Raw genomic sequence first — 20,681 nt, 5'->3', positions numbered from 1 at the left:
GCCTCGCCCCATGAAGCAGATTACCGCCATCATCAAACCCTTCAAGCTCGACGAGGTCCGCGAGGCGCTGGCCGAGGTGGGCGCCTCGGGCCTGACGGTCACCGAGGTCAAGGGTTTCGGCCGCCAGAAGGGCCACACCGAGCTGTACCGCGGCGCCGAGTACGTCGTCGACTTCCTGCCCAAGGTCAAGGTCGAGGTCGTCGTGAAGGACGACGAGGTTGACCGCTGCATCGACGCCATCCTGAAGGCCGCCAAGACCGGCAAGATCGGCGACGGCAAGATCTTCGTGCTGCCGGTCGAGCAGGTGGTGCGCATCCGCACGGGCGAGACGGACGAAGCTGCGGTTTGACGTGCCCCTCGCCTGACGGGCCGGCTTGGGAGCGGCCCGGCGCTCGGCCCGCAATACGTCAGCGCGTCGTTAGCGCCAGCTTGACGCCCAGGCCCACGAAAGTCGCCGCGAAGCTGCGCCGCAGCCAAGTCATCGTGGTCGGGCTGCCCAACACGTGCTCGCGCATGCGCGCCGCGAAGGCGCCGTAGAGCGCGAACACCACGAAGGTCATGGCCATGAAGATGGCCGACAGCTGCAGCATCGTGACGGTCGGCGCGGCGTCGTCCGGGGCGATGAATTGCGGCAGGAAAGCCAGGAAGAACATCGACAGCTTGGGGTTGAGCAGGTTCACCAGCACGGCGTGCCGGATGACCGCGCAGTCCGAGCGCGTGGCGCCATCGGGCTCGACCCTGAGGACGCCCTGCTCGCGCCAGGTCATCCAGGCCAGGTAGAGCAGGTAGGCGACGCCCGCGAACTTGACCACTTCGAAAGCCAGGCTGCTGGCGTGCAGCAGCGCGGCCAGCCCGGTCACGGCGGCCAGCATGTGGGGCACGATGCCCAGCGTGCAGCCCAGCGCTGCGATGGCGGCCGTGCGCGCGCCGCGCGACAGGCCGGTGGCGATGGTCACTGCAGCACCCGTGCCGGGCGAGGCGACGACGAGCAGCGAGACGGTCAGGAATTCGAGGTTCATGCAGGCGCTCCTTCAAGGGAGGCCCATGCTGCGCCGCCGACCGCGGCGCGGTCTTGAACGAAATTTCAGGGCCGAGCGAACGCGCCGGGCGTCATGCCGAGGCTGCGCACGAAGCAGCGCGTCATGTGGCTCTGATCCGCGAAGCCGCTCGCCGCCGCTGCATCCGCCAGCGGCAGGCCGCGCCGCACCAGTTGCCGTGCGTGCTGCACACGGCGCTGCAGCAGGTAGGCATGTGGCGGCAGGCCGGTCAGGCGGGTGAAGGCGCGCAGGAACTGGTAGCGGCTCAGGCCGGCCTCGGCGGCCAAGGCAGCGAGCGTCGGCGCGGCCGCCGGGTCGTCATCGATGCGCTCGCGCGCCAGGGCGATGCTCGCCACGGGTGCTGCGTGTTGCGGTGTGGGCCTGAGCAGCTGCGCAATCAGCGCCAGCAACGCGGTTTCCGACTGCAGTGCGTCCCCGCCAGCCGTTGTCGCATCGAATAGAGAACGAAAGCGCAGGCTCAGTGCGGCGTCGCGGAGGACCGGCGCGGTGAACTCGAAGCTGGCACACGGGGCGATGTCCCGCGCCGCATCGAGTACCGGGGCAGGGTCCAGATAGAGCATGCGCCAGCGCCGCCCTGTCGCATCGACCGGCTTGCCGTCGTGCACCTCGCCCGGGTTGACGGTGATCAGGTCGCCTGCACAGGCCTCGACGACGCCGCGCCCACTGGCCGACTTCTGGGCGCCGCGCTCGATGAGGCCGATGCCGAACTGCTCGTGAGTGTGCCGGCCGAACGCATGCGCCGAATCGGCGGCGACGGCCTCGATGCCGGCCACGCCGCTGCGCAGGAGTTCGAAGCCGGGCCGCGTCTTCATCGCGCCCGACTGTCGCACAGCTGGGTCAGCGCAGGTGCTGCCAGGCGGCCCCGGCCCAGATGCCGGCGGCCAGCAGCAGCGCCATCAGCACGGCGGCGCTGGCGATGTCCTTGGCGCGCTTGGACAGCTCGTGGCGCTCGAAGGAGACGCGGTCGACGACGGCCTCGATGGCCGAGTTCAGCAGCTCCACGATGAGCAGCAGCACCAGCGAGCCGAGCAGCAGCGCGACCTGCACCCAGCCCTGGCCCAGCCAGAAGGCCAAAGGCGCCGCCACGATGACGAGCCAGGTCTCCTGGCGGAAGGCGCTCTCGCCGGTGTAGGCGGCCTTCAGGCCCGCCCAGGAGTAGCCCGCGGCGTGGCGGATGCGGTCCAGGCCGGTGCGGCCCTTGTGCGGATTGGTCATGAACGCAGGGGAAGTTGGGTGACCACGCGCGAACCCGAGAGGACATCGTGCAGGAACAGGCGCTGAGGATGCAGCCGTGCCACCAGCAGGTAGCCACCGATGCCAGCCACCAGGCAGCCCGCCAATGCGGCACCGCCCTGCAGGCCCGCAAGCTTGAAGCAGGCCAGCGCCGGTAGGAACCACAGCCAGCTGAACAGGTAGCGCAGCGCCGCCCGGGGCCAGCGCAGAAGCTGCCCGCGCGTGTCCGTCACGCGCAGGTGCCAGGTCGTCATCGCGAGCGTCTGGCCCGAACGGGTCCAGAAGCCGACGAAGTACAGCCCGGGCATCAGGACGTAGGCCACCGCCATCAACCCGTAGCGGCCGTGCAGCGCGTGGTCCTGCCGCGTAAGGACGGAGTACAGGAAGCCGGCAAAGAAAATGACGCCGAACAGCAGCGCGCCGTCATACAGCACCGCCGCGAAACGGCGCGCCAGGCCCGGGGGCGTGGCGCCGGTGACGGCCGGCGTGGTCATGAACCCGGGGCGGACGCAGGCGGCGTCTTGCGGATCCTGGGCAGCAGCGTGTTCGGGTCGACCAAATCGGGGTCGGCGATCACCTTGGCCTGGCCGGCGACCTGGTGGCGGGGGACGGCGACGGCGCGCGTCATGAGCACCGTGGTCGCGCCGGGTTTGGCCTGGACGAGGCTGCCCGTGACCGCCGTCGGCGCCACCAGCTTGGGTGCGGCGGGCACGATGTTGGACTTGGGCTGAGCGGCCAGCGCCTTGGGCGCGCGCACCGGCGCGGCGGCCTGCGCCTGGCGGCGCGCGATGGCCTTGTCGGCGAGTGCCTGGCGCTCTGCGAGCGGCAAGGCCTGGTAGGCCTCCCAACGCGCCTCGCGCTGCTCCGCGGTCAGCTGTCTGGCGACCTGGAAGCCGATGCGGGCGTTGACGCGTTCCGCGGGGCTCAGGCGGCTCCAGTCGCGCATGCGGTCATGGACGCGCTTGATCTCCTCGCCCGACATCGTCGCCAGCGTGGGCGTCGCACTGAGCCACTTGCTGCGCTGCGAATCCTCGATGCCCGCCCAGTCGCGCTCCAGCGGCGCGAGCAGCGCCTGCTGCTTGGGGGTCAGCCCGCTCCAGGTGGCAGGCGGCGTGCTCAGCGCCGCAGGCGCCACGGGCTTGGCCAGCGGGCGCGCCTTGCTGGCTGGGGCGACGGGGTTGGCGGCCGCGCTCGCGGCGGCGTCGGGCGCGGTGGCCGCGTCCGAGGCTTGTGCAAAAGCAGAAAACCCCGCTGCGCTGAGCAGCAGGGCCAACAGCAGGCGGGGGAGGGGAGCGGGCCGCGTCGACGCGGCTCGGGTCATGCGCATCCGGTCATTCTTCCCCATCTCTGAGGAACTCCGCGAAGCCCGGGTCGCTGAAGGCGGCGGGTGGCAGGTTGTCGCTGAGCAGGGCGGTGTCGACCTCGGCGGCCGCGGCGATCTGCTCGTTGACCTGGCCGCGCTGCATCAGCAACAGGCCGGCCAGCAGCAGGACCAGCGGCAGGGCGGAGCCCAGCTTGGCCCACAGACCGTTGCCGCCTGCGCCGCGCGGACCGCCGTTCAGGGCCAGCGTCGAGCCCATCTGCACGGCTGCCGGGGCGGCACTGCCCACGACGGCGATGCTGGCGGCGCGGGCCTTGGCTGCACGCGCGAGCGCCTGCTCGCGAGCGAAGCGCAGGCGCTCGGACACATCGTGCGGCAGCGCGGCATTGCGTTCGGTCAGGCCGGCAGCGACGCGCAGGCCAAAGCGGGTGACGCGAGCGTCGAGTTCGGCGGATGGGGTGGAAAAATTCGTCGACTTCATAGCGTGATCCCTTTGGCCTTGAGCGCCTTCGCCAATGCATGGACCGCCCGAGAGCAGTGCGTCTTGACGCTGCCCTCCGAGCAACCCATCACGGAGGCGGTCTCGGCTACATCCAGTTCCTCCCAGTAACGCAGCAGGAAGGCTTCCCGTTGACGCGTGGGCAGTTCCTGAACTTCGGCATCGATACGTTGCAAGATCTGAGCCCGGCTCACCTCGTCCGCTGCGCTGAGTGCGCCCAACGCGCCGTCGCGGGTTTCCAGGATCTCAAGCAGGTCGAAGTCGCCATCGGCGTCGCCACCGCCCTCGAAGTCGGACATGTTCGTCATGACCGCGTTGCGCACCTTCTGGCGGCGGAAGTAATCCATCGTCGCGTTGGACAGGATGCGCTGGAACAGCAGCGGCAACTCGGCGGCGGGGCGGTCGAAGTAGTTCTCGGCCAGCTTGATCATGGCGTCCTGCACGATGTCCAGGGCGGCATCGTCGTCGCGGACGACGTAGGCCGTGCGCTTGAACGCGCGGCGGTCCACGGCACGCAGGAAATCGTTGAGTTCTTTGTCTGTGGCCAAGGCTGGGCAGGGGTCCGGGCGGCAGCGCGGATTATGGCATTCGTCTGATACGAAGGCTCACACGATTTTGCCCGGCATAATGCTGCTTCGCACAAAGAGTCAATGGTCTCTCCGTGGCCGCCCGACTGGGGCTCCATCGGTTGATCGCGCAGGTTCCGAATCCGCCTCACGAGGGCGAGAAGAGGGGCACCAATGGTTTTTCGTTAGAGAAATTCACAGAGGTTCTAAAAATGGACATGTCTGCCGCGGATATCAAGCGCGCCGCCCTGGCGCAGCCGAATTCCTCCCCCTCCCAAACACCGACGGAGCTCAATGGCTCCGAGATCCTCGTTCGCTGCCTGCAGGCCGAAGGGGTGCGCCATCTCTGGGGTTACCCGGGCGGCGCGGTGCTCTACATCTACGACGCGCTCTACAAGCAGGACAGCATCCAGCACGTGCTCGTCCGTCATGAGCAGGCCGCCGTGCATGCCGCAGACGGCTTCGCCCGCGCGTCCGGCGAAGTCGGTGTGGCGCTGGTCACTTCGGGCCCCGGTGTGACGAATGCCGTGACCGGCATCGCGACCGCGTACATGGACTCGATCCCGATGGTGATCATCACCGGCCAGGTCCCCACGCCGGCGATCGGCCTGGACGCCTTCCAGGAGTGCGACACCGTCGGCATCACGCGCCCCATCGTCAAGCACAACTTCCTCGTCAAGGACGTGCGCGACCTGGCCGTCACGTTGAAGAAGGCCTTCCACATCGCCCGCACGGGCCGTCCCGGCCCGGTGGTCGTGGACATCCCGAAGGACGTGTCGCTGGCTCGCACGACGTTCAGCTACCCGGATCGCATCGAGATGCGCTCCTACAACCCGGTCAAGAAGGGCCACAGCGGCCAGATCCGCAAGGCCGTGCAGCTGCTGCTGCAAGCCAAGCGGCCCTACATCTACACCGGCGGCGGCGTCATCCTCGGCGAAGCGACGGCCGAACTGCGCGAGCTGGTCGACCTGCTCGGCTTCCCCTGCACGAACACGCTGATGGGCCTGGGTGCGATGCCCGGCACCGACCCGCGCTTCCTGGGCATGCTGGGCATGCACGGCACGTACGAGGCCAACATGACCATGCAGCACTGCGATGTGCTGCTGGCCGTGGGCGCACGCTTCGATGACCGCGTCATCGGCAACCCCAAGCACTTCGGTTCGGTCGAGCGCAAGATCATCCACGTCGACATCGACCCGTCGTCGATCTCCAAGCGCGTGCGCGTCGACATCCCCATCGTGGGCGACGTGAAGGATGTGTTGCAGGAGCTGATCGCCCAGCTGAAGGAAGCGCAGGCCAAGCCGGATGCGAGCGCCATCGGTGCATGGTGGAACCAGATCAACGATTGGCGCCGCAAGGACTGCCTGGCCTACAAGGCGTCGGACGAGGTCATCAAGCCGCAGATGGTCGTCGACACGCTGTGGAAGCTCACGCGCGACCGCGACACCTACATCACCAGCGATGTGGGCCAGCACCAGATGTGGGCCGCGCAGTTCTACAAGTTCGACGAGCCGCGCCGCTGGATCAACTCGGGCGGCCTGGGCACGATGGGCGTGGGCCTGCCCTACGCGATGGGCATCAAGCTGGCCAAGCCTGAGGCGGACGTGTTCTGCATCACCGGTGAAGGCAGCATCCAGATGTGCATCCAGGAATTGTCGACCTGCTTCCAATACCAGACGCCGGTCAAGATCGTCTCTCTGAACAACCGCTACCTGGGCATGGTGCGCCAGTGGCAGCAGCTGGACTACGGTGGCCGCTACTCGCACAGCTACATGGACGCGCTGCCCGATTTCGTGAAGCTGGCCGAGGCCTATGGCCACGTCGGCCTGCTGGTCGAGAAGCCGAGCGATGTGGAAGGCGCGCTGAGGGAGGCGATGCGCCTCAAGGACCGCACCGTCTTCCTCGACATCCGCACCGATCCGACCGAGAACGTCTGGCCCATGGTCAAGGCGGGTAAGGGCATTTCGGAAATGCTGCTGGGGTCGGAAGACCTGTGACCGGCTGAAGCCGCCGGTTTTGGCGAGGGTTACCGCCTTTGCCGAGGCCGGCGGCGGATGACGCGCACAGCCGACCTCAAGGCATCCCCTCAACGATTCGAACCCGCCGCCAAGGTGCCGTGGTTACCGCCACGGCCACTGAAGAGCGCGAAGGACGAGATCCCATGAAACACATCATTGCTTTGCTCATCGAGAACGAGCCGGGTGCGCTGTCGCGCGTCGTCGGCCTGTTCTCCGCCCGCGGCTACAACATCGAGAGCCTGACGGTCGCGCCGACGGAAGATCCGTCGCTGTCGCGCATGACCATCGTCACCACCGGCAGCGACGAGGTCATCGAGCAGATCACCAAGCACCTGAACCGCCTCATCGAGGTCGTCAAGGTCGTCGATCTGACCGAGGGCAACTACACCGAGCGTGAGCTGATGCTCATCAAGGTGCGCGCCGTCGGCAAGGAGCGCGAGGAGATCAAGCGCACCGCCGACATCTTCCGCGGCCGCGTCATCGACGTGACCGAGAAGACCTACACGATCGAGTTGACCGGCGACGCCGGCAAGCTCGACGCCTTCATCGATGCGATCGACCGCGCGTCCATCCTCGAAACCGTACGCACCGGCGCCAGCGGCATCGGCCGCGGCGAGCGCATCCTGCGCGTCTGATCCGTCTTCACCCCACACCCACAGTTTTTTCCTGGAGCGACCCATCATGAACGTCTACTACGACAAGGACGCCGATCTCAGCCTCATCAAGGGCAAGAACGTCACCATCATCGGCTACGGCTCACAAGGCCATGCCCACGCGCAGAACCTGAACGACAGCGGCTGCAAGGTCACCGTGGCGCTGCGCCGCAACGGCGCGTCCTGGTCCAAGGCCGAAGGCGCGGGCCTGAAGGTCGCCGAGATCGCCGACGCGGTGAAGTCGGCCGACGTGGTCATGATCCTGCTGCCCGACGAGCAGATCGCCGACGTCTACAAGAACGAGGTCGAGCCCAACATCAAACAGGGCGCTTCGCTGGCCTTCGCGCACGGCTTCAACGTGCACTACGGCCAGGTCACGCCGCGCGCCGACCTGGACGTCTGGATGGTCGCTCCCAAGGCCCCCGGTCACACCGTGCGCGGCACGTACAAGCAAGGTGGCGGCGTGCCCCACCTGATCGCCGTGCATGCCGACAAGTCCGGCAAGGCCCGTGACCTGGCCCTGAGCTACGCCGCGGCCAACGGCGGCGGCAAGGCCGGCATCATCGAGACCAACTTCCGCGAAGAGACCGAGACCGACCTGTTCGGCGAGCAGGCCGTGCTGTGCGGCGGCACCGTCGAGCTGATCAAGGCCGGCTTCGAGACACTGGTGGAAGCCGGCTACGCGCCCGAGATGGCCTACTTCGAGTGCCTGCACGAGCTCAAGCTCATCGTGGACCTGATCTACGAAGGCGGCATCGCGAACATGAACTACTCGATCTCGAACAACGCCGAATACGGCGAGTACGTGACCGGCGTGCGTGTCGTGACCGAAGACACCAAGAACGCGATGCGCCAGTGCCTGAAGGACATCCAGACCGGCGACTACGCCAAGTCCTTCATCCTCGAGAACAAGGCCGGCGCCCCCACGCTGCTGAGCCGCCGCCGCCTGACGGCCGAGCACCCCATCGAAGTGGTTGGCGAGAAGCTGCGCGCGATGATGCCGTGGATCAAGGCCAACAAGCTGGTCGACAAGTCCAAGAACTGATCGCAGTCCTTGCGCTGATTGCAAAGGCCGGTGCCGCGAGGCGCCGGCCTTTTTGCCTTCAGAGCAGCGCCAGCGTGGCGGTGTCGGGGCGGCCGCCGTAGAACGCAGCCAGCGCCTGGCGGAACACATTGACCGGCGTGTCGGCGACCGCATCGAACAACGTCAGGCAGGAGCGGAACTTCAGCGCGTCGACGTCGCCGAGCACGCGGCTCGCCGCGATGTCGCGGTGGGCCAGCATGGCCTGGACGCATTCGACCAGCCGCGCCCCCAGCACGGGATGAGCCAGATACGCCTGCGCCTCGGCGCGGTCCGCGATGCCGTACTCGTTCGCCATCGGGCTGCGTCCGAGCCCGCGCAGTTGTGGCAGCACGAACCAGATCCAGTGGCCGGTCTTGCGGCCCGCGCGCAGCTCGGCCAGCGCGTTGGCGTAGTGGGCCTCCTGCGCGCGCAGGAATCGGTCGAGCGGGTCGGCGAGCATGCGGCCATCGTAGGCGCGAGCGGCCCTTTGACGCCCGGGCCCTGCGCTATCCTGCCGCCCATGACTCCTGACCCCATCGAGGACGACGAGCCCAGCATCGTCGTCCGTCCCCGCCGCAAGGGCATTTACGCGCTGCCCAATGCGATCACGCTGGGCGCGCTGTTCAGCGCCTTCTACGCCATCGTCATGGCGATGAACGGCCGCTTCGAAGTCGCCTGCGTGGCCATCTTCGCCGCCGCCATCCTCGACAGCCTGGATGGGCGCGTTGCGCGCATGACCAACACGCAATCGGCCTTTGGCGAACAAATGGACAGCCTGTCCGACATGGTGGCCTTCGGCGCCGCGCCGGCGCTCATCGTCTACATGTGGGCGTTGAAGGACATGGGCAAGCCGGGCTGGATCCCGGCCTTCGTCTACATCGCGGGCGCGGCCCTGCGCCTCGCGCGCTTCAACGTCAACATCGGCGTCGTCGACAAGCGCTTTTTCCAGGGCCTGCCCAGCCCCGCCGCTGCGGCGCTGGTCATGGGCTTGATCTGGGCCGTCGTCGACCAGCCCAATTACGGCGGCGTGCAGCCGGGCAGCTGGCCGGCCTGGGCGGCCTACGCGATCACGCTGTTCGCCGGGCTTTCGATGGTGACGAATGCGCCCTTCTACAGCTTCAAAGTGTTCGACCGCCGGCGCAGCGTGCCCTTCATCGTGCTCGTCATGATCATGCTGGGCATCGGCCTGGCGGCGCTCGACCCGTCGCGCGTCCTCTTCGGTATCTTCTGCGTCTACGGGCTGTCGGGCTATGCCATCTATGCCTGGCGCAAGGCCAAGGGCAAGCCGGCCAGCGTCATCTCCACCAGCACCGACGAGCCCGACGAACGTGGCTTGCACCAATAGGCTTCTGTGCTAGATTCCAACCCCATGAATTTCGCGACCGGCCTGCTGCTACTAGCCCTAGAGGAACCACGGGTTCGCTAGTCAGTCACGCCTTCGCACTTCTGACCCCAACGGCCCGTATGCAACCGCAGCGGGCCGTTCGTGTTTTCAAAGGCTGCCGGTTGCCCCACCCCACCCACGGATGGAAACCATGTTGAAGCAACCGCAGCTCAAGTACCGCCCCTTCGCACCGATCGCACTGCCGGACCGCACCTGGCCCGACACCGTGCTGACCCGCGCGCCGATCTGGCTGAGCACCGACCTGCGGGACGGCAACCAGGCGCTCATCGAGCCCATGGACATCGCCCGCAAGCTGCGCATGTTCCAGCAGCTGGTGAAGATCGGCTTCAAGGAGATCGAGGTCGGCTTCCCGTCGGCGTCGCAGACCGAGTTCGATTTCATCCGCCTGCTCATCGAGGGCGGCCACATCCCCGACGACGTGAGCATCCAGGTGCTGACGCAGGCGCGCGCCCACCTGATCGAGCGCACCTTCGAGGCGCTGGACGGCGCCAAGCGCGTCATCGTCCACGTCTACAACGCCGTCGCACCCATCATGCGACGCGTCGTGCTGGGCCAGGACGAGGACGGCATCGTGGAGCTCGCCGCCTCGCACGCCCGCCAGATCAGGGAGCTGGCCGCCGCGCGTCCGGGCACGGACTGGCGCTTCGAGTACTCGCCCGAGATGTTCTCCGGCACGGAGCTGGCATTCAGCAAGCGCGTCGTCGATGCGGTCACGGCGGTGTGGGCGCCGACGCCCGAGCGCAAGTGCATCATCAACCTGCCGTCCACCGTCGAGCACAGCACGCCCAACATCTTTGCCGACATGATCGAGTGGATGCACCGCCACCTCGAACGCCGCGACAGCATCGTGCTGTCGGTCCACCCGCACAACGACCGTGGGACCGGCACGGCGGCCGGCGAGCTGGCGCTGATGGCCGGCGCCGACCGCGTCGAGGGCTGCCTGTTCGGCAACGGCGAGCGCACCGGCAACGTCGACCTCGTCAACATCGCGTTGAACCTCTACACGCAGGGCGTGGACCCGCAGCTGGATTTCTCCGACATCGACGAAGTGCGCCGCTGCGTCGAGCACTGCACGCAGATCTCCGTGCACCCGCGCCATCCGTATGTGGGCGACCTGGTCTACACCTCGTTCTCCGGCTCGCACCAGGACGCCATCAAGAAGGCCTTCTCGGCGCGCAAGGCCGGCGACATCTGGGACATGCCCTATCTGCCCATCGACCCCAAGGACCTGGGCCGCAGCTACGACGCCGTCATCCGCGTGAACAGCCAGTCGGGCAAGGGCGGCATCGCCTACCTGCTCGAGACCGAGTACGGCCTGGAGCTGCCGCGCCGCCTGCAGATCGAGTTCAGCCAGGCCGTGCAGCGCGTCATGGACGACGCCGGCAAGGAGCTGACCGCGGCCGACATCCACGCCATTTTCGAGCGCGAGTACGGCATCGGCGACGCGGCCGCATCGGTGGTGCAGCCGCAGATGACCGAGGTCGCCGGTGGCGCGATGCGCCTGTCGGCCGAGGTCGTGCTGGGCGGCTGGATGGGCCATGTGCAGGGCGAGGGCAACGGCCCCATCGATGCCTTCGTCAATGCGCTGTCGACCCGCCTGGGCACCGAGGTGCGCGTGCTGGACTACCACGAGCATGCCATCGGCAGCGGTGCCGATGCGCGCGCCGTCGCCTATCTGGAAATCCGTGTGGGCGACGTGACGCGCCATGGCGTCGGCATCGATGGCAGCATCGTGCGTGCGTCCATGCAGGCCATCCTGTCCGGCCTGTCGCGTGCGCCGGTGGCCGTGCCCAAACAACGAGAGGAAAACGTGCGATGACCGACAAGCTGATCATCTTCGACACCACGCTGCGCGACGGCGAGCAATCGCCCGGCGCTTCGATGACGCGCGAGGAGAAGCTGCGCATCGCCCGCCAGCTGGAGCGCATGAAGGTCGACATCATCGAGGCCGGCTTCGCGGCGTCGAGCAATGGCGACTTCGAGGCCGTGAAGGCCATCGCCGCGGCGGTCAAGGACAGCACCGTCTGTTCTCTGGCCCGCGCCAACGACCGCGACATCGCGCGTGCGGCCGAAGCGCTGGCGCCCGCGCAGCGCTCGCGCATCCACACCTTCATCGCCACCAGCGAACTCCACATGGAGAAGAAGCTGCGCATGACGCGCGAGCAGGTGATGGAGCAGGCGACGTTGGCGGTGCGCTTCGCGCGCAACCTGTGCGGGGACATCGAGTTCTCGCCGGAAGACGGCTACCGCTCGGACATCGACTTCCTGGCGCGCGTCTGCGAGGCCGTCATCAAGGAAGGTGCCGGCACCATCAACATCCCCGACACCGTCGGCTACGGCATCCCCGAGCTGTATGGCGACTTCATCCGCCGCCTGCGCGAGAAGGTGCCCAACAGCGACCAGGCCATCTGGAGCGTGCACTGCCACAACGACCTGGGCATGGCCGTCGCCAACTCGCTGGCCGGCGTGAAGATCGGCGGCGCGCGCCAGGTGGAGTGCACCATCAACGGCCTGGGCGAGCGAGCCGGCAACTGCTCGCTCGAAGAAGTCGTCATGGCCGTGCGCACGCGGCGCGACTACTTCGGCCTGGATGTGGGCATCGACACGACGCAGATCGTGCCGGCCTCCAAGCTGGTGTCGCAGACCACCGGCTTCGTCGTGCAGCCCAACAAGGCGGTCGTCGGTGCGAACGCGTTCGCGCATGCATCCGGCATCCACCAGGACGGCGTGCTGAAGGCGCGGGACACCTACGAGATCATGCGCGCCGAGGACGTGGGCTGGGCAGCCAACAAGATCGTGCTGGGCAAGCTGTCGGGCCGCAACGCCTTCAAGGCACGCCTGCAGGAGCTGGGCATCCAGCTGGAGAGCGAGGCCGAGGTCAACGCGGCCTTCCAGCGCTTCAAGGACCTGGCCGACCGCAAGAACGAGATCTTCGACGAGGACATCATTGCCCTCGTCATGGACGAGTCGGTCACGGCGGAGCAGGAGCATTACCGCCTGCTGTCGCTGTCGCAACGCAGCGAGACCGGCGAGCGCCCGCACGCGGCCATAGTCTTCGCCATCGGCCACCAGGAGCACCGCGCCGAGAGCGACGGCAACGGCCCGGTGGACGCGACGCTGAGGGCCATCGAGTCGGTGGCGGAGTCCGGCGCGGAAATGCTGCTTTATTCGGTCAACGCCATCACCAGCGGCAGCACCGAATCGCAGGGCGAGGTGACGGTGCGACTGCAGCATGCGGGTCGCGTGGTCAACGGCGTGGGCTCGGACCCCGACATCGTCGTCGCCTCGGCCAAGGCCTACCTGTCGGCGCTGAACAAGCTGCAGAGCAAGACCGAGCGTGTCGCCGCGCAAGGCTGAATCGGGGGCGGACCGCCGGGAGGCGGTGTAACCGGCGTGATGCGCGTCACGCCGGCCTTGATCGTTACCGCGGGACGTGGAATCTGGCGCGCAAACGCCCCGGTGCTTATCGGTCATGGCGGGCGTTGCGCCCGCAGAATCCAGCCCTGAGGTCACCCGCAGGCAGCGTGCGGGTGCGGCAGGCCGGCGGTTTGGGGCTGATCCCGATACCGCCGTGGCGTCAGCCAAGGCCTACTTGCGTGCGTTGGAGCCAGCTGCAAAACGAAGAGAGCGAGTGGCAAACCCGGTGCCTTCCCTAGAAACAGGGCGAGAGTTCACTTGAGGTAGTTCACTTAAGTTCTTATCTTGTCAGTGTTTTTGGTGGCGCTTACACTGCCGCCTGCTGTTGGGGACCCCGTTGAAGACTTTTTTCACCGTCGCACTGTTGAGCCTGAGCCTGTTGTCCTTCCAGGGCACTGCCGAGGCCGCCGCCACCTCCAGCAAGTCCAAAGCCAGCACGACGCAGACCCGCAAGGTCAAGTCGGTCGTGCTGCGCAAAGTGGCTGCCGCTCCCCTCATCCGCGCCGTGCCGACCTTCGGCCAGGTCGCAGGCCTGCACGATGTGGACGACCCGCTGGACCTGAAGTCCAGCGTGGCCTACGTGCTGGACCAGAACACCAACGAGGTGCTGTTCTCCAAGAACCCCCAGGCGGTGCTGCCCATCGCCTCCATCACCAAGCTGATGACGGCGCTGGTCGTCGTCGAATCCGGCCTGTCGCTGGACGAGAAGCTGACGGTGACCGACGAGGACATCGACACCGAGAAGTTCACGCGCTCCCGGCTGGCTGTCGGCACGACGCTGACGCGCGGCGAGATGCTGCACCTGGCCCTGATGGCCAGCGAGAACCGTGCCGCCCACGCGCTGGGCCGTCACTATCCCGGCGGCCTGTCCGCCTTCGTCGCCGCCATGAACGCCAAGGCCCTGAGCCTGGGCATGGCCGACACGCACTACGTCGAGCCGACGGGCCTGTCCAGCCGCAACCAGAGCAGCGCCAAGGACCTGGCCGCCCTCGTCAACGTGACCAGCCAGGTGCCGCTGCTGCGCGACCTGTCCACGTCCCGCGAGGCTCGCGTGGCGCTGGGCAAGCGCCTGGTGCAGTTCCGCAGCACCAACGGTCTGCTGTCCAACCCGTTGTGGGACATCGGCTTGCAGAAAACCGGCTTCATCAACGAGGCTGGCAAGTGCGTCGTCATGCAGGCCCGCATGGCCGGCCGTCAGCTGATCATGGTGTTCCTCGATTCGAGCGGCAAGGCATCGCGGATCGCCGATGCCGAGCGCATGCGCAAGTGGCTGGCGGAACGGCCGAGCGAAGCGACGACGGCGTCGGCCAAGCTCTGAGCGGCGACAACTCCATTGAAAAGCGGCGCCTCGGCGCCGCTTTGCTTTTGCCGCCAAGCGCTGTATGGAGCGGTGTCAGGTCCGGTGGCCGAGGGCCGTCGAGATCTGCGCCGCGGTTTCCTTGAGGCGCACGACCCAGCCTTCTTCCAGCCGGTCCGCCGGCGCGGAGATGGACAGGCCTGCCACCAGCTTGGCCTGGTCGTCGTAGATGCCCGCGGCCATGCAGCGCACGCCGAGTTCCAGCTCCTCGTCGTCGCGGGCAATGCCGCGCTGGCGCACCATGGCCAGCTCGCGCTCCAGCGCGCTGATGTCGGTCAGGCTGTTGCGGGTGTGGCCGGCCAGGCCCGTGCGCGTGGCATAGGCACGCACCCGCGGGCTGTCATCGCTGGCCAGGAAGAGCTTGCCCACCGACGTCAGGTGCAGCGGCGCGCGCCCGCCGACGGCGCGCACGACCTGCATGCCGGAGCGCTCGGAATAGGTCCGTTCGATGTAGACGATCTCGTCGCCCTGGCGAACCGACAGGTTGACCGGCTGGTGGGTGAACTTGTGCAGCTCGCGCATGGCGGGCAGCGCGGCGTCGCGCACGTCCAGGCGCGCCTTCACGAGGTTGCCGAGCTCCAGCATGCGCATGCCGAGTCGATAACTGCCGGCTTCGGGCCGGTCCACGAAACGACCCAGGGTCAGGTCATTCAGAATGCGGTGCGCCGTCGAGGGGTGCAGGCCGGTGGACTCGGACAAGGCCTTCAGCGAGACCGGGTCCTGGTGCTGGGCCAGCACGTCCAGCAGCGCAAACATGCGTTCCAGCACCTGGATCGCCGGGGTTTGCTGCGCCTCTTTGGATTTCATGGCTTCATTGTGGAGGAGATTGCCGGTGTTTTGTATGGCGAAAGCAGGCTTCAGCAAGTGGCAAGCCTTCGGGGCCTTGTTGCTGGCCAGCGTGGCCGCGGTCCAGGCGGCCGAGCCTCCCGCCGCGGAGCCGCGCTGGGGCCGCATGCCGCGGTTGTACGGCCGCATCACGGCGCATGACCTGGGCCTCGTCATCAACACGGCCGATCCGTACTCGGTCGCGGTTGGCGAGTACTACGCCAAGCGCCGCGGCATCCCGGCGGCGCAGGTGCTGCGCGTGCAGCTGCCACAGCGCAGCAGCCTGACGCCCGAGGAGTTCACGGCACTGGACCAGGCCATCCGCAGCCAGATGCCCGAGAACGTCAACGGCCTGGCGCTGGCCTGGGTGCAGCCCTATGCCGTCGACTGCAACTCGCTGACGAGCGCGCTCGGCATGGGCCTGCAGCCGGACGTCTGCGCCAACAGCTGCGCGTCGACGCGTCCCAGCCCCTACGCCAGCTACTTCGGCGCCAAGCCCTGGCTCGTCATCGGGCTGCGCCCGACGATGCAGCTGGCAGCGCGCTCGGTGCCGGCGGCCATGGCCATGATCGAGCGCGGTATCGCGTCCGATCACACCTTGGCGACGGCAGGGCCCGAGCCGGCCGTGGCCTACCTGGCGGCGACGCCCGACGTGAACCGCAACGTGCGCGAGAAGTTGTTTCCGCCCGCCGGGCCGGTGCCGGGCGTCGCGGGTTTCGAGGTCGCGCGCATCCGCAGCGACGCGCTGCCGGCGATGCGCCGCACGCTGATCTACCAGACCGGCCTGGCCCGCGTGCCGGCGCCGCTGGGCGGCGAATGGCTGCCCGGCGCGCTGGCCGACCACCTGACGTCCTATGGCGGCCAGCTCGACAAAGCGGCGGGCGAGGGCCAGATGAACATCCTCGACTGGATCGACGCCGGCGTGACCGCCACCTACGGCACCGCCAGCGAGCCCTGCAACCACCTGCAGAAGTTCCCGCACCCGCAGGTGCTGATCCAGGCCTATGCCCAGGGCGTCAGCGCGCTGGAGGCCTACTGGCACAGCGTGGCCTGGCCGGCTCAGGGCGTGTTCGTCGGCGAGCCCTTGGCAGCGCCGTTCGCGCCGATACCGATTCCCTGAGCGGCGGCCAGTCCCGAACGCACGGCGCCTTCGAGCGTGGCGGGGTAGGGGCCGTCGACATAGTCGCCCGCCGCCCACAGCCCCGGCGCGATTCGCGCCGAAGGTCGCGCCAGGCCCGGCGTGCAGGCAAAAGTGGCGCGCTTCTCGGTCAGCACCTTGTCGATGACGGGCGGCGTGGCCCAGGCCAGCTCGCGTTGCGCTTGCGCCAGCACGGCTTCGGCGCAGCCGCCGTGCGCGACCCAGGCGGCCGCGCCGCTGACGACGAAGGCGAAGCGCCCCGGCGCGCCCCCCAGCTGGCCATGGTCGAAGACGAACTGCGCCGGCGCGTCCGGCCCTTCGCGCAGCGCCAGCATGGGTGCGGGCAGGGCGCTGCCGGGGCTGCTCAGGTAGACGGTGACGATGGGCTCGAAGCGCAGCCCCTGGGCGATGGCGGACCAGGCCGGCGCCAGGTCTGCCGTGAGCCGCGCGGCCTCGACGCTGGTGCAGGCCAGCACGACGACATCGAAGGCTTCGCCGTCCACCCGCCAGCCCGTCTCGATCATCTGCACCCGGCGGCCCAGCCGCAGGCGCTCGCCCAGCCAGGCCGCCGCGGGCGCGGCGAGCAGCTCGGACAGCGGCCGGCGCGGCAGCAGCAGGTCGGCGCTGCCGGCGCCGCTGAACAGCGCGTCCTTCAGCACGCGCAGGAACACCTGGGCGCTGGCCTGGGGCGCCGGCGTGTTCAGCGCGGCGATGCACAGCGGCTCGACGAGATCGCGCTTCACCGCGGCCGGCAGGCCGGTGCAGAGTTCGGCGACGCTGAGCCGCGCATCGCAGCGGAAGCCGCGCGCCAGCCAGCCGCCCGCAGCGGCCAGCAGACCCAGCCGCGCGTGCAAAGGCCAGCCGCGATGGGCCAGCACGCCGCGTGCGAAGGCAATGAGCGGCGAGCCGGCCGGCAGCCGCAAGCCGGGCTCGCCGGGGTAGGGCAGGGCCAGCGGCAGGCGCTTCAGCACGGCGTCCGGATCGACGCCCAGCCGGCGCATCAGCGCCAGGCTGTCGCGATAGGCGCCGATGAGGATGTGCTGGCCGTTGTCGTAATCGGGTTTGCCGGCGACGCTGCGTGCCCGGCCGCCAAGCTGCGGCGCCATCTCGAAGACGCTGATGTCATGGCCCGCGGTGGCCAGCTCGACGGCGGCCGCGATGCCCGCCCAGCCGCCGCCAACGATCGCGACCTTCACCGCCCGCGCCAGTTCGTCTTCATGGCGATCCAGAGCTTGCGCAGCGGCGTCAGCGCGATGCGCTGGTGCAGGACCTGGAAGTCCTCGCGCTCGATCTCGACGAGCAGCGCGCGATAGATGTTGGCCATCATCAGCCCGGGTTTCTGCGCGGCGCGGTCGGCCTCAGGCAGCAGCGCGAGGGCCTCGTCGTAGAGCTGGTGCGCGCGTTGGGCCTGGAACTTCATCAGCGCCGTGAAGCGCTCGCTGTAGCCCCAGGGCTTGCTGCGCAAAAGGATCTCGCTGGCCTTGACGCCGAACTGCTGCAGCTCATTGACCGGCAGGTAGATGCGGCCGCGCCGCGCGTCGTCGCCGACGTCGCGGATGATGTTGGTCAGCTGCATGGCCAGGCCCAGCTTGTGCGCGTAGTCCATGGTCTGCGGCTGCGTGCGGCCGAAGATGCCGCTGGCCACTTCGCCGACCACGCCGGCCACCAGATGGCAATAGCGCTGCAGGCCGGGGTAGTCCAGGTAGCGCGTCTGCTGCAGGTCCATCTCGCAGCCTTCGATGACGGCGTTCAGATGCTCCAGGCGGATGTCGTAGGTGGCGGTGTGCGGCATCAGCGCCTTCATGACCGGATGGCTGGGCTGGCCGGCGAACGCGCTGGCGACCTCCTTGCGCCACCAGGCCAGCTTGGTCGCGGCGACGCCGGCGTCCTGCGTTTCGTCGACGACGTCGTCCACCTCGCGGCAGAAGGCGTAGAAGGCCGTGATCGCCGCCCGCCGCGGCGGCGGCAGGAACAGGAAGGCGTAATAGAAGCTGGAGCCGCTCGCGGCGGCTTTGTCTTGGACGTATTGCTCTGGGCTCATGGTGCGGCCCGCATTGTCAGCGCGCGCCAGGCCAGGGCGGGGAAGTCACTGGCCCGGATCGCGGGGCGGTGCAGCAGGCTGTCGAAGCGGCGCGCGGCGATCTTGTCGAGGATGAGCAGGCCGCCCTGCACGACCAGGCGCAGCTCCCAGCCGGCGCGGCCGGGCAGGCTCAAGGCCAGCGGGGCACCATCGAGCATCAGCTGGCGGGCCCAGGCGCACAAGTCCTGGATCAGCGCGCGGGCGGCGGGGCTGTCGCGGCAGGCCAGCACGTCGGAAGCAGTGACGCCATGGCGATTGAGGTCGGCCTGCGGCACATAGAGGCGGCCGTTGGGACCGTCGCGGCTGAAGTCCTGCCAGAAGTTGATGAGCTGCAACGCCGAGCAGATGGCGTCCGAGCGGCGCAGCGACTCGGCGTCCCCCACGCCGTACAGGCCCAGCAGCAGCCGGCCGACGGGGTTCGCCGAGCGGCGGCAGTAGTCCAGCAGGTGCGCGCGGTCGCGGTAGCGTGGCGGGTCGAGGTCCTGCTCGAAGGCATCGATCAGGTCGTGCAACAGCGCCGGCTGCAGCCGGTGCATCTCACGGGCCAGCGGGGCATAGACCCGCGCCCAAAGCGGCGACGGCGCGTGGCCGGCGACAACGGCGGCCAGGTCGGCGCGATAGTCGCGCAACGCCTGCACCCGCTCGGCCACTGGAGCATCGCCCTCGTCCGCGAGATCATCGGCCGTGCGGGCGAAGTGATAGATGGCGACGACGGCCGGCCGCAGTGCCGGGGGGCACAGCCAGGAAGCGACGGGAAAGTTTTCGTAGTGGTCGACGCTCAAGCTCTGCCTGCAACACCCGATGTGTCAATGAGGTTTGACAGTTGTCACCGGGCCTGAATACATTACTGACCCGCCGGTCATTAAATTTTAGGGCCGGCCGTCCATCCCTGCCGAGGTCTGCATGCCCCATCTTCCGCGTCTCGCGCCGCCCTTGCTGCTGGCGGTCCTGCTATCGGCCCTGATGTCGGCGTGCAGCAAGCAGGCGCCCGCGCCGGAACCGGAGCGTGCGGTGCGCACCCAGGTCGTCAGTGCCGGCAGCGCGAGCGCCAGCCACGAGTATGCGGCCGAGGTGCGCGCGCGGGTCGAATCGCGGCTGTCGTTCCGAGTCAACGGGAAGTTGCTGAACCGCGCGGTCAACCTGGGCGACACGGTCAAGCGGGGCCAGGTGCTGGCCCGCATCGATGCCCAGGACCTGAAGCTGGCCGAAGCCGCGGCCGCCGCCGGCGTGGCCGCCGCGCGGACCAACCGCGACCAGGCCGCCGCGGATTACAAGCGCTTCGTCGATCTGCAGCGCCAGGGCTTCATCAGCGCCGCCGAGCTGGAACGCCGTGAGTCGGCCTTCAAGGCCGCGCAAGCCCAGCTCGACCAGGCCAAGGCCCAGGCCGATGTGCAGGGCAACCAGGCCGGCTACGCCCAGCTGGTGGCCGACGGCCCCGGCGTGGTGACCGGCGTCGACGCCGAGCCGGGCCAGGTGCTGGCCGCCGGCACGCCGGTCGTGCGCGTGGCGCAGGATGGCCCGCGCGACATCGTCTTCTCGGTGCCGGAGGACCAGATCTCCCGGGTGCGCGCGGCAGCCAGCCGTCCCGGCGCGCTCAAGGTGCGGCTGTGGGGGGGTGAGAGGACCTGGCCGCTCACGCTGCGCGAGGTCGCCGCAGCGGCCGACCCGGCGACGCGCACCTTCCTCATCAAGGCCGATGCCGGCAAGCTGGACGTGAAGCTGGGCCAGTCCGCCACCGTCGTGCTGGACCTGCCGCAGATGGAAAGCGTCATCAAGCTGCCCGTGTCGGCGGTGCTGCAGCAAGGTGGCAAGACCTCCGTCTGGCTGCTGGACGGCGCGTCGATGACCGTCAAGCCGGCAACCGTGCAGGTGGGCGGGGCGGATGGCAATGAAGTCGTCATCGTGGGCGGGTTGAATCCCGGCCAGGAGGTCGTCGTCGCCGGCGTGCATGTGCTGAGCCCTGACCAGAAGGTCAAGCGCTATGTGCCACCGCGCGCGGCCAACGCCCCTGCCACGCCTGCGGTTCCCGCGGCCTCTCGCTGAGCCGG

At 68.5% G+C, this 20,681-nt stretch carries 22 protein-coding genes; 10 read left to right on the top strand and 12 right to left on the bottom strand.

Annotation, left to right across the window (positions count from 1 at the left end):
* Nucleotides 1–10 precede the first annotated feature (10 nt).
* Nucleotides 11–349, top strand: coding sequence for a P-II family nitrogen regulator (locus ASD35_RS05815; protein WP_056198291.1), 339 nt, complete (start codon nucleotides 11–13; stop codon nucleotides 347–349).
* 58 nt (nucleotides 350–407) lie between these two features.
* Here ASD35_RS05815 and ASD35_RS05810 read toward each other — a convergent pair whose 3' ends face one another.
* From ASD35_RS05810 to ASD35_RS05780, 7 genes are all read right to left on the bottom strand, one after another.
* Nucleotides 408–1,019 carry a LysE family translocator gene (locus ASD35_RS05810; protein WP_056873933.1) on the bottom strand — a complete coding sequence of 204 codons (612 nt, stop codon included), beginning with the start codon at nucleotides 1,017–1,019 and terminating at the stop codon, nucleotides 408–410.
* 65 nt (nucleotides 1,020–1,084) lie between these two features.
* The gene (locus ASD35_RS05805; protein ID WP_056873932.1) at nucleotides 1,085–1,870 is read right to left on the bottom strand and encodes an AraC family transcriptional regulator; all 786 of its coding nucleotides are present in this window, start codon (nucleotides 1,868–1,870) and stop codon (nucleotides 1,085–1,087) included.
* Between the two features lie 25 nt (nucleotides 1,871–1,895).
* Complete coding sequence (locus ASD35_RS05800; RefSeq protein WP_056873931.1) at nucleotides 1,896–2,273, bottom strand: diacylglycerol kinase; 378 nt, start codon at nucleotides 2,271–2,273, stop codon at nucleotides 1,896–1,898.
* Nucleotides 2,270–2,785: an RDD family protein gene (locus ASD35_RS05795; RefSeq protein ID WP_056873930.1), complete on the bottom strand. Its 516-nt coding sequence runs from the start codon at nucleotides 2,783–2,785 to the stop codon at nucleotides 2,270–2,272. The genes ASD35_RS05800 and ASD35_RS05795 overlap by 4 nt, the downstream gene beginning before the upstream one ends.
* Entirely contained in the window at nucleotides 2,782–3,618 is an 837-nt protein-coding gene (locus tag ASD35_RS05790) for a DUF3106 domain-containing protein (RefSeq protein WP_056873929.1), read from the bottom strand. The genes ASD35_RS05795 and ASD35_RS05790 overlap by 4 nt, the downstream gene beginning before the upstream one ends.
* A gap of 4 nt (nucleotides 3,619–3,622) precedes the next feature.
* Nucleotides 3,623–4,093 (bottom strand): DUF3619 family protein, encoded by a 471-nt coding sequence (locus ASD35_RS05785; RefSeq protein WP_056873928.1) that lies wholly within the window; start codon nucleotides 4,091–4,093, stop codon nucleotides 3,623–3,625.
* Entirely contained in the window at nucleotides 4,090–4,659 is a 570-nt protein-coding gene (locus tag ASD35_RS05780; RefSeq protein ID WP_056873927.1) for an RNA polymerase sigma factor, read from the bottom strand. The genes ASD35_RS05785 and ASD35_RS05780 overlap by 4 nt, the downstream gene beginning before the upstream one ends.
* A gap of 230 nt (nucleotides 4,660–4,889) precedes the next feature.
* Here ASD35_RS05780 and ASD35_RS05775 point away from each other — a divergent pair, with 230 nt between their 5' ends.
* The 3 genes from ASD35_RS05775 to ilvC all read left to right on the top strand — a co-directional run bounded on the left by ASD35_RS05775 (nucleotide 4,890) and on the right by ilvC (nucleotide 8,393).
* Entirely contained in the window at nucleotides 4,890–6,674 is a 1,785-nt protein-coding gene (locus ASD35_RS05775; RefSeq protein WP_056873926.1) for an acetolactate synthase 3 catalytic subunit, read from the top strand.
* A gap of 164 nt (nucleotides 6,675–6,838) precedes the next feature.
* Nucleotides 6,839–7,330, top strand: coding sequence for an acetolactate synthase small subunit (gene ilvN / locus ASD35_RS05770; protein ID WP_056198275.1), 492 nt, complete (start codon nucleotides 6,839–6,841; stop codon nucleotides 7,328–7,330).
* A 46-nt stretch (nucleotides 7,331–7,376) separates the two neighbouring features.
* Nucleotides 7,377–8,393 (top strand): ketol-acid reductoisomerase, encoded by a 1,017-nt coding sequence (gene ilvC / locus ASD35_RS05765; protein WP_056873925.1) that lies wholly within the window; start codon nucleotides 7,377–7,379, stop codon nucleotides 8,391–8,393.
* Between the two features lie 58 nt (nucleotides 8,394–8,451).
* On the opposite strand, the gene ASD35_RS05760 is transcribed toward ilvC, so the two are convergent.
* Nucleotides 8,452–8,871 carry a DUF1810 domain-containing protein gene (locus ASD35_RS05760; protein ID WP_056873924.1) on the bottom strand — a complete coding sequence of 140 codons (420 nt, stop codon included), beginning with the start codon at nucleotides 8,869–8,871 and terminating at the stop codon, nucleotides 8,452–8,454.
* 60 nt (nucleotides 8,872–8,931) lie between these two features.
* Here ASD35_RS05760 and pssA point away from each other — a divergent pair, with 60 nt between their 5' ends.
* The 4 genes from pssA (at nucleotide 8,932) to pbpG (ending at nucleotide 14,551) form a co-directional block, all read left to right on the top strand.
* The gene (gene pssA / locus ASD35_RS05755; RefSeq protein ID WP_056873923.1) at nucleotides 8,932–9,756 is read left to right on the top strand and encodes a CDP-diacylglycerol--serine O-phosphatidyltransferase; all 825 of its coding nucleotides are present in this window, start codon (nucleotides 8,932–8,934) and stop codon (nucleotides 9,754–9,756) included.
* A 190-nt stretch (nucleotides 9,757–9,946) separates the two neighbouring features.
* On the top strand, nucleotides 9,947–11,635 hold the full coding sequence (leuA, locus tag ASD35_RS05750; protein ID WP_056874607.1) for a 2-isopropylmalate synthase: 1,689 nt from the start codon (nucleotides 9,947–9,949) through the stop codon (nucleotides 11,633–11,635).
* Complete coding sequence (locus ASD35_RS05745) at nucleotides 11,632–13,173, top strand: 2-isopropylmalate synthase (RefSeq protein WP_056873922.1); 1,542 nt, start codon at nucleotides 11,632–11,634, stop codon at nucleotides 13,171–13,173. The genes leuA and ASD35_RS05745 overlap by 4 nt, the downstream gene beginning before the upstream one ends.
* A gap of 397 nt (nucleotides 13,174–13,570) precedes the next feature.
* Nucleotides 13,571–14,551, top strand: coding sequence for a D-alanyl-D-alanine endopeptidase (pbpG, locus tag ASD35_RS05740; RefSeq protein WP_235538250.1), 981 nt, complete (start codon nucleotides 13,571–13,573; stop codon nucleotides 14,549–14,551).
* A gap of 75 nt (nucleotides 14,552–14,626) precedes the next feature.
* On the opposite strand, the gene ASD35_RS05735 is transcribed toward pbpG, so the two are convergent.
* Nucleotides 14,627–15,397, bottom strand: coding sequence for an IclR family transcriptional regulator (locus ASD35_RS05735; RefSeq protein ID WP_056873920.1), 771 nt, complete (start codon nucleotides 15,395–15,397; stop codon nucleotides 14,627–14,629).
* 34 nt (nucleotides 15,398–15,431) lie between these two features.
* Here ASD35_RS05735 and ASD35_RS05730 point away from each other — a divergent pair, with 34 nt between their 5' ends.
* Entirely contained in the window at nucleotides 15,432–16,535 is a 1,104-nt protein-coding gene (locus tag ASD35_RS05730) for a TIGR03790 family protein (protein WP_056873919.1), read from the top strand.
* On the opposite strand, the gene hpnE is transcribed toward ASD35_RS05730, so the two are convergent.
* From hpnE to hpnC, 3 genes are read right to left on the bottom strand one after another with little or no spacing between them, the layout of a single operon-like run.
* The gene (gene hpnE / locus ASD35_RS05725; protein ID WP_056873918.1) at nucleotides 16,475–17,749 is read right to left on the bottom strand and encodes a hydroxysqualene dehydroxylase HpnE; all 1,275 of its coding nucleotides are present in this window, start codon (nucleotides 17,747–17,749) and stop codon (nucleotides 16,475–16,477) included. The genes ASD35_RS05730 and hpnE overlap by 61 nt on opposite strands.
* The gene (gene hpnD / locus ASD35_RS05720) at nucleotides 17,746–18,594 is read right to left on the bottom strand and encodes a presqualene diphosphate synthase HpnD (RefSeq protein WP_056873917.1); all 849 of its coding nucleotides are present in this window, start codon (nucleotides 18,592–18,594) and stop codon (nucleotides 17,746–17,748) included. The genes hpnE and hpnD overlap by 4 nt, the downstream gene beginning before the upstream one ends.
* The gene (gene hpnC / locus ASD35_RS05715; RefSeq protein ID WP_082579938.1) at nucleotides 18,591–19,415 is read right to left on the bottom strand and encodes a squalene synthase HpnC; all 825 of its coding nucleotides are present in this window, start codon (nucleotides 19,413–19,415) and stop codon (nucleotides 18,591–18,593) included. The genes hpnD and hpnC overlap by 4 nt, the downstream gene beginning before the upstream one ends.
* 121 nt (nucleotides 19,416–19,536) lie before the next feature.
* On the opposite strand from hpnC, the gene ASD35_RS05710 reads away from it, so the two are divergent.
* A complete protein-coding gene (locus ASD35_RS05710) occupies nucleotides 19,537–20,676 on the top strand; it encodes an efflux RND transporter periplasmic adaptor subunit (RefSeq protein WP_056873915.1) in 1,140 nt (379 codons plus the stop codon).
* The last annotated feature ends 5 nt before the right edge of the window (nucleotides 20,677–20,681 follow it).

It is taken from the genome of Pelomonas sp. Root1444, assembly GCF_001426885.1.
In the GTDB taxonomy this organism is placed as follows: domain Bacteria; phylum Pseudomonadota; class Gammaproteobacteria; order Burkholderiales; family Burkholderiaceae_C; genus Pelomonas.
The sequence above is the reverse complement of the archived record's forward strand: the minus strand, read 5'-3'. Positions and strand labels throughout refer to the sequence as shown.